Origin of the sequence: Pseudomonas marginalis (genome assembly GCF_008692035.1) — a bacterium.
Taxonomy (GTDB): Bacteria; Pseudomonadota; Gammaproteobacteria; order Pseudomonadales; family Pseudomonadaceae; genus Aquipseudomonas; species Aquipseudomonas marginalis.
In genome coordinates, this window is record NZ_VTFG01000001.1 from 3,626,555 (window position 1) to 3,645,146 (window position 18,592).

The following is an 18,592-nucleotide window of genomic DNA, read 5'->3' on the forward strand; positions in this document are numbered from 1 at the left end:
TGTGGGAGGGGGCTTGCCCCCGATAGCGGTGGATCAGTAACAGATGGACTGACTGACACACTGCAATCGGGGGCAAGCCCCCTCCCACATTTTTTGCCCCAGTGGCGTCAGTGACACCACCGGGCTTTCAACGCATCAGCTATAGACACGGCCAAGGAGCTGCCGATGGCTTTCAAACTGATCGAGCACGTCCCGGGTGATCTGTTCCTGGGCGAAGCCCATCAGGTCGTATTCCTGAGGCCCGTTGTGCAGGTACACCTCGGCCCGGTAATAGCGGGTGCGTTCTTCTTCGGGCAGGTCGCTCGGCGCCGACGAGTAAGCATCCAGGCTCACCTCATAAACGAAGGGGTTGCCCTCTTCCATCTCGATGCGCACACCGATGCAGCGCTTGGATTTACCCAGCAGCGTCTGCACTTCCAAACCTTGTTCACGCAACGCCGTCGCCGCTTCTTCCAGCGCCGGCGTGACGTGCTTGTCCATAAAGCGCTGCACAGTGCCCTGGCTCGGTTGCAGGTCGAGTGCCGTCAAGCGCTCGCTGAAGCCGCGACGCCCGCGTTCAGCCAGTTGCGCTTGCTCCTGTTCGATCGCCACGTCCTGGCGCATCGCCTTGTGCAAACCGAACATAAAGAAAATCAGCACCACCGAGAACGGCAGCCCCGCCAGCACCACCATGGTTTGCATGGCTTCGAAGTTGCCGGCAAACAGCAGGCCGATGGTCACCAGGGTGATCACCGCCGACCAGAAGATGCGCAACCAGTGCGGCGCATCTTCATCCACATTACCGCCTTTGCAGGAAAGGTTGGCCATCATCACCGCGCCGGAATCCGCCGGGGTCAGGAACAGCACAAAGCCCACGAAGATCGACACGCCGATAACGATTTTCGACGCCGGGTAATGCTCCAGCAACTGGTAGATAGCCATGGACGGTTGTTCCAGCGCCGTCTTGCCCAACTCCACCGCACCATGGTTCAACACCAGGTCCAGCGCCGAGTTACCGAAGATCGACAGCCACGCCAGGGTAAAGCCCAGGGGAATCAGCAACACGCCGGCCACCAGTTCACGCACCGTGCGGCCACGGGAAATCCGCGCGATGAACATGCCCACGAACGGTGCCCAGGAAATCCACCAGGCCCAGTAGAACAGGGTCCACAGACCCATCCAGCGTTCGGTCTTGTCACCGTCGCCTTCGTACACATAGAGGTCGAAGGTTTTCAGCACGATGCCGTTGAGGTAGTCGCCGGTGTTCTGCACCAGGCCATTGAGCAGGTGCAGGGTCGGGCCGAACAGCAGCACGAAGATCAGCAAGCCGCTGAACAGCACGATGTTGAGGTTGGACAGGCGGCGGATGCCGTTCTCCACGCCCGACACGGCGGCGATGGTCGCCACGGTGCTCATCACAATGATTACGATCAGCAGGTTGGTGTTGCTGTGCGCCATGCCGAACAGGTTTTCCAGGCCGGACGACACCTGCATCGAACCGATGCCCAGGTTCGTTACCAGGCCCAGCAGGGTCACGAACATGCCGAAACCGTCCACCGCGTGACCGGCCGCGCCCTTCACCCAACGCTCACCCACCAGCGGGTACAACGCCGAACGCAAGGCCAGCGGCTGGTTATGCCGGTAGGCGAAGTACGCCACCGCCAGGCCGACCAGCGCATAGATCGCCCAGCCATGCAGGCCCCAGTGCAGGAAGGTCAACTGCAACGCCTGGCGTGCCGCGCCATTGCTGGCGGCGGCGCCTTCGGGCGGGTTGAAGTAGTGATCCAGCGGCTCGGAGGCACCGAAGTACAGCAACGAGATACCGATGCCCGACGAGAACAGCATGCCGGCCCAGGCGCCGTAGCTGAAGTCCGGGGTGTCGTCCTTGCTGCCCAGTTTCAACTTGCCATAGGACGAAAACGCCAGGCCGACCACAAACACCAGGTAAGCGGCGATGACCACCATGTAGTACCAGCCGAAGCTTTTGGAAAGCCAGGCCTGGGCTACGCCGAGCATGCGCCCGGCCTCCTGCGGGGCGATGATCAGAATGGCGGTCAACAACAGAATCAGTGCGGTGGAGGTGTAGAACACCCAACCGTTGACCCGTACCTTTTCCGGCGGGGTCTTTATAAGAGAGGCAGAACTCATGGCGCAGATGCTCCGGGCAGTGCGAGAGAGAAACACAAGGCAGCGGTTATCCCGACCTATCGATTTTTCGGCAGTCGACGGACGGGTGTTATAAAGACACCCCGAAAATCCTTGAGCCCCACCAGGCAGTGGGCAGGCCTTGATACCGCCTGTTTCAAAGGTTTTTGCAGGTGCCGGATGTCGCGGCCCTCACGTAGGAAATACCTGTAGACAGCGACCATTTGTCGCAGAGCTTATTCTTTGTTGATTGAACGTTCAATCAAAACAAAATAGACTGGCCTTCAAGTCGACGAACGTTCATCGCCCGTCGGCAGGCCTAAGGAGAGGTGCTACATGCCCAAGGTCGGTATGCAACCCATACGCCGCCAACAGTTGATCGAAGCCACGTTGACGGCCATCGACCAGGTCGGAATGGGAGATGCCAGCATTGCGCTGATCGCCCGTTTGGCCGGGGTCTCGAACGGCATCATCAGTCACTACTTTCAGGACAAGAACGGCCTGATCGCCGCGACGATGCGCTACCTGATGAACATGCTGATCGAGAACGTCCACGAACGCAGGCTTGCGCTGAAGGACGACAGCCCACGGGCGCACCTTCGGGTGATCATCGAGGGCAACTTCGACGCCAGCCAGGTCAATGGCCCGGCAATGAAAACCTGGCTGGCCTTCTGGGCCACCAGCATGCATCACCCGTCATTGCACAGGTTGCAGCGGATCAACGATCAACGTCTGTATTCCAACCTGTGCTGCCAGTTCCGCCGAGTGCTGCCGCTGCCGCACGCACGCAAAGCAGCCAGAGGCCTGGCGGCCCTGATCGACGGTTTGTGGTTGCGCGGTGCCCTGTCGGGAGACGCTTTCGACACGGCGCAGGCGCAACGGATCGCTTACGAATACATGGATTTCCAATTGGCCAAGCAGGTGAGTTAGAGCCCTTATAAACGCTCAACCCCTGAACGTCCGCCGCCCAGTGTTGCCACACCCTCATGGCCCACTGTGCGGCGGGTAACGCCAACCACTTATGCACTTGCGAGGACTTTATGGCCCGTTTCGACCTGCAAAAACTCTACATTGACGGCGGCTACAGCGACGCTGGCAGCGATGCCACCTTCGACGCCATCAACCCGGCTAACGGTGAAGTTCTCGCCCAAGTGCAACGCGCCACGTTCGACGACGTTGAACGTGCCGTGGTCAGCGCGGAAAAAGGCCAGAAAATCTGGGCCGCCATGACCGCCATGGAGCGTTCGCGCATCCTGCGTCGTGCCGTCGACATCCTGCGCGAGCGCAACGACGAACTGGCCGCCCTGGAAACCCTGGACACCGGTAAAGCCTTCTCCGAAACCCAGTACGTCGACATCGTCACCGGCGCCGACGTGCTGGAATACTACGCAGGCCTGGTACCGGCCATCGAAGGCGAGCAGATCCCGCTGCGCGACACCTCGTTCGTCTACACCCGCCGCGAGCCCCTGGGCGTGGTCGCCGGTATCGGCGCCTGGAACTACCCGATCCAGATCGCCCTGTGGAAATCCGCACCGGCCCTGGCCGCCGGCAACGCGATGATCTTCAAGCCAAGCGAAGTCACCTCGCTGACCACCCTGAAACTGGCCGAGATCTACACCGAAGCCGGCGTTCCAGCAGGCGTGTTCAACGTCTTGACCGGCAGCGGCCGTGAAGTCGGCACCTGGCTGACCGAGCACCCGCGCATCGAGAAAGTCTCGTTCACCGGCGGCACCGACACCGGCAAGAAAGTCATGGCCAGCGCTTCGAGCTCGTCGCTCAAGGAAGTGACCATGGAACTGGGCGGCAAGTCGCCGCTGATCGTGTTCGAAGACGCCGACCTGGATCGTGCAGCCGACATCGCGATGATGGCCAACTTCTACAGCTCCGGCCAGGTCTGCACCAATGGCACCCGCGTGTTCGTGCCCAAGCACCTGCAAGCGGCATTCGAAGCCAAGATCGTTGAGCGTGTTGCGCGCATCCGCGTTGGCGACCCGCAGGACGCCAACACCAACTTCGGTCCGCTGGTCAGCTTCGCCCACATGGAAAGCGTGCTGGGCTACATCGCCAAAGGCAAGGAAGAAGGCGCCCGCGTGCTGTGCGGCGGCGACCGCCTGACCGACGGCGACCTGGCCAAAGGCGCCTTTGTGGCCCCGACCGTGTTCACCGACTGCACCGACGAGATGACCATCGTCCGTGAAGAAATCTTCGGCCCGGTGATGAGCATCCTCACCTACGAAACCGAAGAAGAAGTGATCCGCCGCGCCAACGACACCGACTTCGGCCTGGCTGCGGGCCTTGTGACCAAGGACCTGAACCGCGCCCACCGCGTGATTCACCAGCTGGAAGCGGGCATCTGCTGGATCAACGCCTGGGGCGAATCCGACGCGAAGATGCCGGTGGGTGGCTACAAGCAATCCGGTGTGGGCCGTGAAAACGGCATCAGCTCGCTGAACAACTTCACCCGCATCAAATCGGTACAGGTTGAGCTGGGCGACTACGCCTCGGTGTTCTAAGACCCGGGTTTTGTCGTGCCTTTGAGGCCGTCATCGGGGCAGGCCCCCGATGAGGCCCGACCTGCTGACCACACTTCAAAGAGGGTGCATTTATGTCCCAAGAATACGACTACATCATTGTGGGTGCCGGCTCCGCCGGTAACACCCTGGCAACCCGCCTGACCGAAGACGAAGGCGTCACCGTCCTGCTGCTGGAAGCCGGCGGCCCCGACTACCGCCTCGACTTCCGTACCCAGATGCCCGCCGCCCTGGCCTTCCCGCTGCAAGGCCGGCGCTACAACTGGGCCTACGAAACCGATCCGGAGCCACACATGGACGGCCGCCGGATGGAATGCGGTCGCGGCAAGGGCCTGGGTGGCTCTTCGCTGATCAACGGCATGTGCTACATCCGTGGCAACGCCATGGACTACGACAACTGGTCGAAACTGCCAGGCCTGGAAGACTGGAGCTACCTCGACTGCCTGCCGTATTTCCGCAAGGCCGAAACCCGCGACATCGGCCCCAACGACTGGCACGGCGGCGATGGCCCGGTCAGCGTGACCACGCCTAAAGCCGGCAACAACCCGCTGTTCCACGCCATGGTGGAAGCGGGCGTGCAGGCCGGTTACCCGCGCACCGAAGACTTGAACGGCTACCAGCAGGAAGGCTTCGGCCCGATGGACCGCACCGTCACGCCTAACGGCCGTCGCGCCAGCACCGCGCGCGGTTACCTGGACATAGCCAAGAAGCGCTCCACACTGACCATCGTCACCCACGCCCTCACCGACAAGGTGTTGTTCGAAGGCAAGCGTGCCGTTGGCGTGCGTTACCTGATCGGTGCCGCCGAAGAGCGCGTGGAAGCCCGTGCGCGTAAAGAAGTGCTGGTGTGCAGCGGCGCAATCGCTTCGCCGCAGCTGCTGCAACGCTCCGGCGTCGGCCCGGCCAAGCTGCTGGAAAGCCTCGACATCCCGGTGGTCCACGACCTGCCCGGCGTCGGCGAAAACCTGCAGGACCACCTTGAGCTGTACCTGCAATATGCATGCACCCAGCCGGTGTCGCTGTACCCGTCGCTGCTCTGGTACAACCAGCCGGCCATCGGTGCAGAGTGGCTGTTCAACGGCACCGGCATCGGCGCCAGCAACCAGTTCGAAGCGGGTGGTTTTATCCGTACCCGTGAAGAATTCGAATGGCCGAACATCCAGTACCACTTCCTCCCGGTCGCGATTAACTACAACGGCAGCAACGGTGTGAAAGAGCACGGTTTCCAGGCGCACATGGGCTCCATGCGCTCGCCGAGCCGTGGCCGCGTGCAACTGAAGTCGAAGAACCCACGGGACTACCCGAGCATCCTCTTCAACTACATGGCCACCGAGCAGGACTGGCAGGAATTCCGCGACGGCATCCGCCTGACCCGTGAAATCATGCAGCAGCCGGCACTGGACCCGTACCGTGGCCGCGAAATCAGCCCGGGCATCGAGGTGCAAACCGATGAGCAGTTGGACAAGTTCATCCGCGAGCACGCCGAGACCGCGTTCCACCCGTCCTGCTCATGCAAGATGGGCGACGACGAGATGGCCGTGGTCGATGGCGAAGGCCGCGTGCATGGCATGCAGGGCCTGCGCGTAGTCGATGCGTCGATCATGCCGATCATCACCACCGGCAACCTGAACGCACCGACGATCATGATCGCCGAGAAAATCGCCGACAAGATCCGTGGCCGCCAGCCGCTGCCGCGCAGCACTGCCGACTACTACGTGGCCGGCGATGCGCCGGTACGTGGCAAGCCGTTGCGTGAAGTGGGACCATTGGCGCAATAACGCCAAACTCTGTGGTGAGCGGGCTTGCCCCGCGCTGGAGTGCGCAGCGCTCCCAAGATTTTGGGGGCCGCCGCGCAGCCCAACGCGGGGCAAGCCCGCTCGCCACAGGGGCACTTGCCACAAAGAATCACCTCTCCTTGATCGCTCCCCAGCCCCGGCCTACTCTGTGTGCCTGCCCGCGCTGAGCCGCCCACAAGGAAGGCCCCATGTTCGAACACCACGCCACACTCAAGCAGCACTTCAGTGCCCTGCGCACCACCGCCGAATTTTTCTCCCTGCGTTACGTGCGCGAGTCCGGCCAGTACCTGTCGGTGCGCAAGAACGTCGCCGAACCGCCGCACCTGAACCACGACGAAGGCGCCATGCTCACCGTGCGTTTGAACGGTGTGGAAACCTACGCCGCGACCCACGATATTTCCCTGCCTGGCCTGCAAGCCGCCCTCGAGCGCGCCGAACAGCAAGCACGCCTGATAAAACCTCACGCCCTGCTCGACCTGCGCGACCAACCGGTGTCCAGCGACGTCGCCGACTACCTGTCGCCGCACCTCGAGCACGCCTTCCCGTCCTTGAGCGACTGCTACCAACTGCTCGGCGATGAGTCCTCTGCGGTGCCCCAGGACGAGCGCCTGGTGAACTGGGAAGTCAGCCTCGGCCTGACCCATGTCGAGCAGATCTACCTCAACAGTGCCGGCGCCGAACTGCGCCAGGCCCAGCGGTTTGTGTTCCCCGGCGTCAACGTCACCGCCTACGACGGCACCGACAGCCAATCGCGCACCCTCGGCGGCAGTAACTTCGGCCAGCAAGGCGGGTTTGACGTGATCAGCCGCTTCGGCCTGGTGGGCGCCGCGCCGCGCATTGCCGACGAAGCTCTGCAACTGCTGCTGGCGCCCAACACGCCCCAGGGCCCGCGCGACCTGCTGCTGATGCCCGACCAGATGATCCTGCAGATCCACGAGTCCATCGGCCACCCCCTGGAACTCGACCGCATTCTCGGCGACGAGCGCAATTACGCCGGCACCAGTTTTGTGAAGGCCAGCGACTTCGGCCAGCTGCAATACGGCTCCAAGCTGTTGAACGTGACGTTCGACCCGGACATTCCCGAGCAACTGGCCAGCTACGGCCATGACGACGACGGCACCGCCGCCAGCAAGCAATTCCTGATCCGCGAAGGGCTGCTGCTCAAGCCGCTGGGTGGGGCGTTGTCGCAGTTCCGTTCGGGCATGGGCGGCGTAGCCAACAGCCGCGCCAGCAGCTGGAACCGCGCGCCGATCGACCGCATGGCCAACCTGAATATCGAAGCCGGCGATAAGAGCCTGGCGCAACTGATCGGCGGCATCGACAGCGGCATCCTGATGTCGACCAACCGCTCGTGGTCCATCGACGATGCGCGCAACAAGTTCCAGTTCGGCTGCGAGTGGGGCCAGTTGATTGAAAACGGCGAGCTCAAGGGCGTGGTAAAGAACCCCAACTACCGGGCGATTTCCGCGCAGTTCTGGCGCAACCTCAGCGCCGTGGGCGACGCCAGCACCTTCAAGGTGCTGGGCACGCCGAACTGCGGCAAGGGCGAGCCCAACCAGGTGATCCGCGTCGGCCATGCGTCGCCGGCCTGTGTGTTCAGCAACGTTGACGTATTTGGAGGAGATGCCGAATGAACACCTTCAAGGCATTGGTGCAGTGGCTCAAGCAGGCCATCACCGACAAGGAACAATTCCACCTGGGCTATGCGGCAGAATCGTCCGAGTTCGTGCGCTTCAACCACGCCAAGGTGCGTCAGGCCGGGCACGTGCAGCAGACTAGCCTCAACCTCAAGCTGATCAACGATGGCCGCCATGCCGACCTCGGCATCACCCTGGCCGGCGAGCCCGGGCTGGATCTCCAGCGCCTCGCCGACGGCCTGCGGCAATTGCGCGAAACCCTGCCGCTGCTGCCCCATGACCCGTACCTGCTGCTCAACCACAACGCCTGGCAAAGCCACCACGAACAGGCCCGCCCCTTGCCCGACCTGGCCCAGGTACTGGAAGAAATCAGCCAGGCCGCCGATGGCCTCGACCTGGTCGGCTTCTATGCCGCCGGCCCGATCAGCCGGGGCTTCGCCAGTTCGGACGGTGCGTTTGGCTGGCATCAGGCCAATAGCTTCAACTTCGATTTCAGCCTGTTCCACGCCAATGGCGAGGCGGTAAAAGCCAGCTACGCCGGCGACGCCTGGGACAGCGCCGAGTTCGCCCGGCGCTTCCAGCTGGCGCGTGAACAGCTGGAATTCCTCGGCCGCCCGCTGCACACCGTGGCGCCCGGGCAGTACCGCGCCTACCTCGCGCCGGCGGCGTTGGAAGAAATCATCAGCATCATCACCTGGGGTGGTTTTTCCGCCCAGGCCATCGCCAGCAAAGGCAGCTCGTTGCAACGGCTGTATGCCCGCGAGCAGTCCTTGAGCCCCCTGGTGACGGTGAAAGAACATATCACCGACTCCCTGAGCCAGGCGTTCTCCAGCGAAGGCTACCCGCGCAGTGACGTCACCCTGATCAATGCCGGCCAGGCCGAGGGCCAACTGGTGAACTCCCGCAGCGCCGCCGAATATGGCCTCAGCGCCAACGGCGCCAGCGGCGATGAGTCACCGAGCGCCTTGCAGATCGCGGCGGGCAACCTGGCCCAGGCCGAGATCCTCAAGCAACTGGGCACCGGGCTCTACATCAGCAACCTGTGGTACCTGAACTACTCCGACCTGCCCGCCGCACGCCTGACCGGCATGACGCGCTTCGCCACGTTCTGGGTGGAAGACGGCGAGATCAAGGCGCCGGTCAGCACCATGCGTTTTGATGACAGCGTCTACCAGTTGCTCGGTTCGCAACTGGAAGCGCTGACCGCCGAGCGGGAACTGCTGCTGTCGGCCAGCACTTATAGCCAGCGCAATACCGCGTCCAACCTGTTACCGGGTGCCCTGGTTAAACGCCTGACCCTGACCCTGTAGATACACCCCCCTGTGGGAGCGGGCTTGCCCTCTCCCACCTTGTCCTGTGCTGATTTCAGACATCCCGGTTTCAGCCCTTCCTACCGTAGATTCTCTTCCTCCCAGTCTGCACGGGCAGCCTGTTGTCGCCTGCGGAAAACCTCGTTATAACGGTTAGTGGCACCCCGCCACCTCACCCACGAGAGCACGACCTTGCCCGGGAAGGGCAAGCTGGAGCGTTGACATGAACCATGGAAGTTTTGTCATAGAAAAGCTGTTCAAGCACTACAACGTTCATGTTGAGCAGTTGGGAAACGATTCGGAAAAGAAGACCATCCTGATGGTCAATGGCGCACTGTCCACCACACGCTCATTCGCCCGTACCAGCAAATGCCTGGCCGAGCATTTCAATGTGTTGTTGTTCGACCTGCCCTTCTCGGGCTATTCCCGCGAACACAACACCGACCTGGATCTGGTGACCAAGGATGACGAGGTGCAAATCCTGCGCGCCCTGGTCGAGCGCTTCCAGGTCAACCACCTGGTCTCGGCCTCCTGGGGCGGCATCTCCACGCTGCTGACCCTGGCGCACAACCCGCCGTCGATCGAAAGCTCGGTGGTGATGGCCCTGGCGCCCAACCTCAACCAGGCCATGCTCGACTATGTGGAGCGCGTGCGGGTGCTGATCGAGGCCGATGACAAATCCGCCGTCGGCCACCTGCTGAACGAGACCGTCGGCAAATACCTGTCGCCACGCCTCAAGCGCAACAACCATCGGCACCTGTCGAACATGGCCACCACCGAGTACCGTCAGGCGCGCTTTCATATCCACCAGGTGCTGGCATTGGGTGATGGCAACTACCTGCCGGCGCTGCGGCAGATCGAAACCCCGGTGCACTTTCTCAATGGTGCGCTGGACGAATACACCCCCGCCGCCGAGGCCCGACTGTTCAAACAGTACGTGGGCCACAGCAGCTTTGCGGTGGCCGAACACACTGGGCATTTACTCGACTTGGAGTCCCGCGAGGCGGCTTTGGCGGTGCACCGGGCGTTGTTGGATTTCCTGGTGGGAGAGCACGCGAACTTGTCGGACTTAGATGAACCGCCAGTGGGAAAAGGAGCGACGAATGGCGCATAATCGCCGACACATAGCCGGCTAACAAAAAGGTACCCCATGCCAGATCGTGCCCCTCTCGATGCCAAGACCGCCCGCTGGCTCCCCTGGGTGGTCGCGATTGCCTTCTTCATGCAATCGCTGGATGGGACGATTCTCAACACGGCACTGCCGGCCATGGCCCGGGACCTGGCGGAAAACCCGCTGCGCATGCAAGGGGTGGTGATCGCCTACATGCTCACCGTCGCCCTGCTGATCCCGGCCTCGGGCTGGATCGCCGACCGCTTCGGCACCAAGAAGATTTTCTTCGGTGCGATCATGCTGTTCAGCATCGGCTCCTTGCTGTGCGCCCTGTCCAGCAGCCTGACCATGCTGGTGGGCGCGCGGGTCATCCAGGGCCTCGGCGGTGCGCTGATGCTGCCGGTCGGGCGGCTCGTGGTGCTACGTGCCTACCCCCGCTCCGAACTGGTGCGGATCATGGGCTTCATCACCATCCCCGGTCTGCTCGGGCCCTTGCTCGGCCCGACCATGGGCGGCTGGATGGTGCAATACCTGACCTGGCACTGGATCTTCCTGATCAACCTGCCGGTGGGCATGATCGGTTGCTACGCCGTGTGGAAATTCATCCCTGACCTGCGCGGCAGCGAGCGCACACGCTTCGATGGCCTCGGCTTTCTGTTGTTCGGCGCGGCGATGGTGCTGATCACCATTGCCATGGAAGGCCTGGGCGAGCTGCACCTGCCGCACCTGCGGGTGATGCTGCTGCTGTTCGGCGGGTTGGCGTGCCTGGCGGCGTACTGGCTGCGCGCCGGGCATATCGATAACCCGCTGTTTTCACCGGCGCTGTTCAAGACCCGCACCTTCGCGGTGGGCATCCTCGGCAACCTGTTCGCGCGCCTGGGCAGCGGTGCCTTGCCGTTCCTGGTGCCGTTGCTGCTGCAGGTGGCCCTGGGGTACTCGCCGTCCCAGGCCGGCATGAGCATGCTGCCCCTGGCGGCGGCGGCGATGTTCGCCAAGTCGGTGGCGCGTCCGTTGATCGAGCGTCTGGGTTATCGCGTGGTGCTGACCGGCAACACCCTAGCCCTGGGCATCATGCTGGCGAGCATGGGCCTGGTCAGCGAACAGACGCCCTACCCGCTGCTGCTGGCCATGCTGGCGGTGCTGGGGGCGATCAACTCGCTGCAATTTACCGCGATGAACACCGTCACCCTCATCGACCTCGATGACGCCCAGGCCAGCAGCGGCAACAGTCTGCTGTCGGTGGTGGCGCAACTGTCCCTGAGCCTGGGGGTGGCCTGCGCCGGTGCATTGCTCGGCGGGTTTACCGCCGAGTCGGGCAACGACGGCGTGAGCACGGTGCTCGGCGCGTTCCAGCTGACCTTCCTCACCGTGGGCATCATGGCAATGCTGGCGGCGGCGATCTTCCTGCAACTGTCGCCCCAAGACGGCAAACGGGCGGCCAGCCCGGAACAGCATATCGAGCATTAACCGGCGTCTCGTCTAGAACTTGCGGGGAAATTCCCACAGGGCTGGTACACTGCGCGACATTTTGTTTTGCAGAGCCAGTCCCGTGACTACCATCGCCACCGCTTTTAATACTTTGCCCCTGTCCGCCGCCATGCTGGCTAACCTCGACTCGCTGGGTTATGTCGAGATGACGCAGATCCAGGCGCAAAGCTTGCCGGTGATCCTCAAGGGGCTGGACCTGATTGCCCAGGCCAAGACCGGCAGCGGCAAGACCGCGGCGTTCGGCATTGGCCTGCTGAACCCGATCAACCCGCGCTACTTCGGCTGCCAGGCCCTGGTGATGTGCCCGACCCGTGAGCTGGCCGACCAGGTCGCCAAGGAAATCCGCCGCCTGGCCCGCGCCGAAGACAACATCAAGGTCCTGACCCTGTGCGGCGGCGTGTCCCTCGGCCCGCAGATCGCTTCCCTGGAGCACGGCGCCCACGTGATCGTCGGCACCCCGGGCCGTATCCAGCAACACCTGCGCAAGGGTTCGCTGGTGCTGGACGGCTTGAACACCCTGATCCTCGACGAAGCCGACCGCATGCTCGACATGGGCTTCTACGACGCCATCGAAGACATCATCAGCAAGACCCCGCCGCGCCGCCAGACCCTGCTGTTCTCGGCCACCTACCCGGTGAGCATCAAGCAACTGGCGTCGAAATTCATGCGCGCGCCGCAGCAAGTGAAAGCCGAAGCGTTCCACTCCGACGACCAGATCGAGCAGCGCTTCTACGAGATTTCCCCGGAAGAGCGCATGGACGCCGTGACCAAGGTGCTGGCGCATTTCCGCCCGGCCTCCTGCGTGGCGTTCTGCTTCACCAAGCAGCAAGTGCAGGAAACCGTCGACCACCTGACGGCCAAGGGCATTTCCGCCGTCGGCCTGCATGGCGACCTGGAACAGCGCGACCGTGACCAGGTATTGGCGATGTTCGCCAACCGCAGTACCTCGGTGCTGGTGGCCACCGACGTCGCCGCCCGCGGCCTGGACATCGACGCGCTGGACATGGTCATCAACGTCGAACTGGCCCGCGACTCGGAAATCCACATCCACCGCGTGGGCCGTACCGGTCGCGCCGGTGAGACCGGCATCGCCATCAGCCTGGTGGCGCCGTCCGAAGCGCATCGCGCCCAGGCCATCGAGCAACTGCAGAAGTCGCCGCTGAACTGGGACCAACTGGACAACCTCAAGCCGCAAAGCGGTGGTCCGCTGCTGCCGGTGATGAGCACCCTGTGCATCGCCGCCGGGCGCAAAGACAAGGTGCGCCCGGGCGACATCCTCGGCGCATTGACCGGCGAAGCCGGCATCCCGGGTGCCCAGGTCGGCAAGATCGCGATCTTCGACTTCCAGGCCTTCGTGGCCGTGGAACGCGGCATCGCCAAGCAGGCGTTGCAGCGCTTGAACGACGGCAAGATCAAAGGCCGCTCGTTGCGTGTGCGGATCCTGTAACACGATCTCCGACCTATATGGAGATCCAATGTGGGAGGGCGCTTGCTGTGGTGAGTGAGCTTGCTGTGGTGAACGGGCTTGTTGTGGTGAGCGGGCTTGCCCCGCGCTGGGCTGCGAAGCAGCCCCATTGAATCGGGGCGCAAGCCCCCCTCCCACAATTTTGATTGCATTTCAGACCCGTATTTTTGTGAGGACATTGCTGTGCGCTCGACCGAAGTTGTGATCATTGGCGCCGGCGCCGCAGGCTTGATGTGCGCACTGACCGCCGCCGGGCGTGGGCGCAAGGTGATGCTGCTCGACCATGCGAACAAGGCCGGCAAGAAGATCCTGATGTCCGGCGGTGGCCGCTGCAATTTCACCAATATGTACACCGAGCCGGCCAATTTCCTCTCGCACAACGCGCACTTCTGCAAGTCGGCCCTGGCCCGTTACACCCAGTGGGATTTCATCGGCCTGGTGGCCAAGCACGGCGTGCCGTACCACGAGAAGAAACTCGGCCAGCTGTTCTGCGATAACAAATCCAGCGACATCCTCGGCATGCTGTTGGACGAATGCATCCAGACCGGCGTGAGCCTGCACCTGGACACTTCGATTGAAGAAATCGCCAAGCTCGACAACGGCTACCAATTGCAGACCACCCTGGGTGAACTGCGCTGCGAATCCCTGGTGATCGCCACCGGCGGCCTGTCGATCCCGACCCTGGGCGCCAGCGGCTTTGGCTATCAAGTCGCCAGGCAGTTCGGCCATGAGCTGTTGCCGACCCGCGCCGGGCTGGTGCCGTTCACCATCACCGACCAGCTCAAGGACTTGTGTGGCGAGCTGTCCGGGACCTCGGTGGATTGCCTGGTCAGCTGCAACGGCCAGAGCTTTCGCGAGAACCTCCTGTTTACCCATCGCGGCCTCAGCGGCCCGGCGATTCTGCAGATTTCCTCCTACTGGGAGTCCGGCGACACGCTGGAGATCAACCTGCTGCCCGACCACGACGCCCACACCTGGCTGCAACAGCAGCAGGTCGAGCGCCCCAACAGCGAGCTGAAAACCCTGCTGGGTGAAATCTTCACCAAGAAGATGGCCAACCTGCTGGCGGACACCTGGTTCGCGTCCAAGCCGATGAAGCAGTACACCCACGCTGAAGTGGCCGATATCGCGCAAAAACTCTCGAGCTGGCAGCTGGTGCCGGCGGGCACCGAAGGCTACCGCACGGCCGAGGTGACCTTGGGCGGGGTGGATACGCGGGAAGTCTCGTCCAAGACCATGGAATCGCTGAAAAGCCCGGGTTTGTACTTTATTGGGGAAGTGCTGGATGTGACCGGGCATCTGGGCGGGTTTAACTTCCAGTGGGCGTGGGCCTCGGGTTACGCCGCAGCGCAGTACGCCTGATGAATGTGGGAGGGGGCTGGCTCCTTCCCACATTTGATTTGCGGTATGCCTGGGAATAATTTGCTGCCAGATGTGATCACCACCCTTGCCGTGGCGTCACTGATGGCTCAATTTAGCGGCATCGTCCCGGAAGACTCCAGACTTCATGTCATCGACCTCGTTCAAGCAGTCCATGCGGCGCCTGTGGGCACTGGATAAATTCAGCTACAGCATCCGGGTGTTTATCGCCCTCACCGGCAGCATGACGCTGTGCTGGTATCAGGATGAAATGACCCTGCTGATCCCGCTGTTCCTGGGGATTATCGCCAGCGCCCTGGCCGAGACCGACGACAGTTGGCAAGGCCGCCTCAACGCCCTGGCGGTGACGCTGGTGTGTTTCAGCATTGCCGCGCTGTCGGTGGAGCTGTTGTTCCCCTACCCCTGGATTTTCGCCATCTCCCTGGCCCTGGCCACGTTCTGCCTAACCATGCTCGGCGCCTTGGGCGAACGCTATGGTGCGATTGCTTCGGCCACCTTGATCCTGTCGGTCTACACCATGATCGGCGTGGACCAGCGCGGCGGCGCCGTCAGTGATTTCTGGCATGAGCCGTTGCTGCTGGTGGCCGGCGCCGCCTGGTACGGCGCGTTATCGGTGCTGTGGCAGGCGCTGTTTTCCAACCAGCCGGTGCAGCAGAGCCTGGCGCGGTTGTTCCGTGAGCTGGGGCGCTACCTGAAGCTCAAGTCGTCGTTGTTCGAACCGATTCGCCAACTGGACGTGGAAGCCCGCCGCCTGGAACTGGCCCAGCAAAACGGCCGGGTGGTGGCGGCGCTGAATGCGGCGAAGGAAATCATCCTGCACCGCGTCGGCAATGGCCGACCCGGCTCGAAGGTCAGTCGCTACCTCAAGCTGTACTTCCTGGCCCAGGACATCCACGAACGCGCCAGCTCGTCCCACTATCCTTACAACGCCCTGGCCGATGCGTTCTTCCACAGCGATGTGCTGTTCCGCTGCCAACGCCTGTTGCGCCAGCAAGGCAAGGCCTGCCAGTCCCTGGCCGAGTCGATCCAGTTGCGTCAGCCGTTCATCTATGACGACAGCTTCGCCGAAGCCCTCAGCGACCTGAACGCCTCCCTGGAACACCTGCGCATCCAGAGCAACCCGGCCTGGCGCGGCCTGCTGCGCTCCTTGCGCGCCCTGGCGGCCAACCTGTCCACCCTCGACCGCCTGCTCGGCGACGCCAGCAACCCCGACGCCCTGGCCGATGCCACCGACAGCAACCTGCTGGACCGCGCCCCACGCAACCTGAAGGAAATGTGGACGCGCCTGCGTACCCAACTCACGCCGACATCGCTGCTGTTCCGCCATGCGCTGCGCCTGTCCCTGGCGCTGACCGTCGGCTACGGCATGCTGCATGCGATCCACGCCTCCCAGGGCTACTGGATCATCCTCACCACGCTGTTCGTTTGCCAACCGAACTACGGTGCCACGCGGCGCAAGCTCGGCCAGCGAATCATCGGCACCGCCATCGGCCTCACCGTGGCGTGGGCGCTGTTCGACCTGTTCCCAAGCCCGCTGGTGCAATCAATGTTCGCCATCGCCGCCGGCCTGGTGTTCTTTATCAACCGCACCACCCGCTACACCCTGGCCACGGCGGCGATCACCCTGATGGTGCTGTTCTGCTTCAACCAGGTGGGCGATGGCTACGGACTGTTCCTGCCACGCCTGTTCGATACCCTGCTCGGCAGCCTGATCGCGGGCCTGGCGGTGTTCCTGTTCCTCCCGGACTGGCAAGGCCGACGACTGAACAAAGTGCTGGCCAACACCCTGACCTGCAACAGCATCTACCTGCGCCAGATCATGCAGCAATACGCCGCCGGCAAGAGCGACGACCTGGCCTACCGCCTGGCCCGGCGCAATGCCCACAACGCCGATGCGGCGCTGTCCACCACCCTGGCGAATATGCTGATGGAGCCTGGGCATTTCCGTAAGGAAGCGGATGTGGGCTTCCGCTTCCTGGTGCTGTCGCACACCTTGCTCAGCTACCTGTCGGGGCTCGGGGCACACCGCGAAACCCAACTGCCGGCCGAGGTGCGCGCGCACTTGATCGATGGCGCCGGCAATAGCCTGGCGGCGAGCATTGACGAAATCGCCACCGGGCTGGCGAACAAGCAGCCGATTGCGATTCAGAGCGATGCCGAGGAGGCCCTGGCGGCGGACCTGGAGCAGATGCCGGATGAGATTGATGAAGGGCAGCGGCTGGTGCAGACGCAGTTGGCGTTGATATGCAGACAGTTGGGACCGTTGCGCACGCTGGCGGCGCATTTGATCAAGGACACCAGCGCGGCTTAGACCGCTATCGGGGCAAGCCCCCGATGAGGCCCGCACAGGCCCTACATGCCATGGGCCTTCATCAACCGCTCATAACTGCCATCCGCCTTCATCCTGGCAATCTCGCGGTCAAAACCGGCAACGATCTGCGCATGCTCAGGGTTCTTCAGGCTGACCAGGATATGCAGGCTGTTTTCGCTCAGCGGCGTGGGCAGAAACTCCACCGCATTGCGCACCCGCACCGACTCGCGCGACAAGTAATAGCGCGCCACATACTCATCCTCCACGGTCAACCGCACCCGCTGCGCCGCCAGCATGCGCACCGCCATGGCGAAGTTATGCACCGGCACTTTCTGCAACTGCCCATCCCCATCGAACGCCGCTGAATAGGCATAACCGCGCACCACGGCAATGGGATAGTCGTGCAACTGCTCCAGGTTCTGGAACTCGATGGGATCGTCACGGCGCTTGATAAAACGTACGCGATTGAGCAGGTATTCGCCGGAAAACTGCCCCAATTGTGTACGGGCCTCGTCGTACCAGGCGTTGACCAGCACGTCATAGCGCCCGTCGCCCACCCCCATCAGCGCCCGCGCCCAGGGCACCTGTTGGAAGTCGCTGGCATAGCCCGCACGGGCCAGGGCCGTGGTGACTATATCGGTGGCCAGGCCACCGTTGATCAAGGTGGCATCGGTAAACGGTGGCCAGGCATCCGCGACCAGGCGCAGACGCTGTGCGAACACAGGTGTCGCCAGCAACAACACTCCAATCAAAGCAACGGCACGAGACAATCGCGGCATGCTCAAAATCCTTGGCGGCAGGCGGTGGCCTTGGCTCAGGCAGGGCCTGAGGTTCTAACATTAGCTCAGATTACACAAAGAAACGGACGTCGAGAGCACTCAATGATGGCAAATTGATTTCATTCACAAAAATAGTCGATTTAGACAGAGTCGCCCGCTGCGCTTACTATCCAGAACAGACATTCAAGCGAGAACACACCATGACAGTCGATTGGGTCTGTAAACATCACACCGACCTTGGCAAGGAGCAGCTGTACGCCATTTTGCGTTTGCGCGGCGAGGTCTTTGTTGTCGAGCAGAAGTGCGTCTACCAGGATATCGACGGGCAAGACCTGGCGGGCGATACCCATCACCTGATGGCCTGGAAAGACGACGAGCTGGTGGCCTACCTGCGGCTGCTGGATCCGGAGTCCCAGGGCGGCGACGTGGTGATCGGCCGCGTGATCGTGGCGCCGGTTGCACGGGGCACCGGGCTGGGGCACCAGATGATGGAAGAAACCCTCAGGCAGATTGACGATATCTGGCCTGAGACGCCGATCTTCCTGTCAGCCCAGGCCCATCTGCAGGGGTATTACGGGCGGTATGGGTTTGTGGTGGCGGGTGAGGAATACCTGGAGGATGACATTCCGCATATCGGGATGCGGCGTACTTGAGGCTTGC

Annotated in this window: 12 protein-coding genes and 1 pseudogene; 11 read left to right on the plus strand and 2 right to left on the minus strand. The window is 62.7% G+C overall.

Annotated features, from left to right (window positions below; translation table 11 throughout):
• Nucleotides 1-135: 135 nt before the first annotated feature.
• Entirely contained in the window at nt 136-2,070 is a 1,935-nt protein-coding gene (locus FX984_RS17035; protein WP_223841653.1) for a BCCT family transporter, read from the minus strand.
• A gap of 390 nt (nt 2,071-2,460) precedes the next feature.
• Between FX984_RS17035 and betI the strand changes: the two genes are divergently transcribed.
• The 10 genes and pseudogenes from betI to yccS form a co-directional block, all read left to right on the plus strand.
• The gene (betI, locus tag FX984_RS17040; RefSeq protein ID WP_027606020.1) at nt 2,461-3,054 is read left to right on the plus strand and encodes a transcriptional regulator BetI; all 594 of its coding nucleotides are present in this window, start codon (nt 2,461-2,463) and stop codon (nt 3,052-3,054) included.
• 110 nt (nt 3,055-3,164) lie between these two features.
• Nucleotides 3,165-4,637 (plus strand): betaine-aldehyde dehydrogenase, encoded by a 1,473-nt coding sequence (betB, locus tag FX984_RS17045; RefSeq protein WP_027606021.1) that lies wholly within the window; start codon nt 3,165-3,167, stop codon nt 4,635-4,637.
• A gap of 92 nt (nt 4,638-4,729) precedes the next feature.
• On the plus strand, nt 4,730-6,433 hold the full coding sequence (gene betA, locus FX984_RS17050; RefSeq protein WP_027606022.1) for a choline dehydrogenase: 1,704 nt from the start codon (nt 4,730-4,732) through the stop codon (nt 6,431-6,433).
• Nucleotides 6,434-6,639: 206 nt separating this feature from the next.
• Entirely contained in the window at nt 6,640-8,085 is a 1,446-nt protein-coding gene (locus FX984_RS17055) for a TldD/PmbA family protein (RefSeq protein ID WP_027606023.1), read from the plus strand.
• Nucleotides 8,082-9,398 carry a TldD/PmbA family protein gene (locus FX984_RS17060; RefSeq protein WP_146477671.1) on the plus strand — a complete coding sequence of 439 codons (1,317 nt, stop codon included), beginning with the start codon at nt 8,082-8,084 and terminating at the stop codon, nt 9,396-9,398. Before FX984_RS17055 ends, FX984_RS17060 begins: the two co-directional genes overlap by 4 nt.
• 223 nt (nt 9,399-9,621) lie before the next feature.
• Nucleotides 9,622-10,512 (plus strand): alpha/beta fold hydrolase, encoded by an 891-nt coding sequence (locus tag FX984_RS17065; protein ID WP_027606025.1) that lies wholly within the window; start codon nt 9,622-9,624, stop codon nt 10,510-10,512.
• A 36-nt stretch (nt 10,513-10,548) separates the two neighbouring features.
• The gene (gene mdtD / locus FX984_RS17070) at nt 10,549-11,976 is read left to right on the plus strand and encodes a multidrug transporter subunit MdtD (protein WP_027606026.1); all 1,428 of its coding nucleotides are present in this window, start codon (nt 10,549-10,551) and stop codon (nt 11,974-11,976) included.
• A 130-nt stretch (nt 11,977-12,106) separates the two neighbouring features.
• Nucleotides 12,107-13,444 (plus strand): ATP-dependent RNA helicase DbpA, encoded by a 1,338-nt coding sequence (gene dbpA, locus FX984_RS17075; protein WP_235865629.1) that lies wholly within the window; start codon nt 12,107-12,109, stop codon nt 13,442-13,444.
• Nucleotides 13,445-13,645: 201 nt separating this feature from the next.
• On the plus strand, nt 13,646-14,824 hold the full coding sequence (locus tag FX984_RS17080) for a BaiN/RdsA family NAD(P)/FAD-dependent oxidoreductase (RefSeq protein WP_146477669.1): 1,179 nt from the start codon (nt 13,646-13,648) through the stop codon (nt 14,822-14,824).
• A gap of 145 nt (nt 14,825-14,969) precedes the next feature.
• A pseudogene (yccS, locus tag FX984_RS17085) lies at nt 14,970-17,172 on the plus strand (YccS family putative transporter); the annotation flags it as partial.
• Between the two features lie 22 nt (nt 17,173-17,194).
• Here the strand turns inward: yccS and FX984_RS17090 are convergent.
• Entirely contained in the window at nt 17,195-17,932 is a 738-nt protein-coding gene (locus FX984_RS17090; RefSeq protein WP_027606030.1) for a substrate-binding periplasmic protein, read from the minus strand.
• 200 nt (nt 17,933-18,132) lie between these two features.
• On the opposite strand from FX984_RS17090, the gene FX984_RS17095 reads away from it, so the two are divergent.
• Nucleotides 18,133-18,585, plus strand: a complete 453-nt coding sequence (locus FX984_RS17095) for a GNAT family N-acetyltransferase (protein ID WP_027606031.1) — start codon at nt 18,133-18,135, stop codon at nt 18,583-18,585.
• Nucleotides 18,586-18,592: the final 7 nt, after the last annotated feature.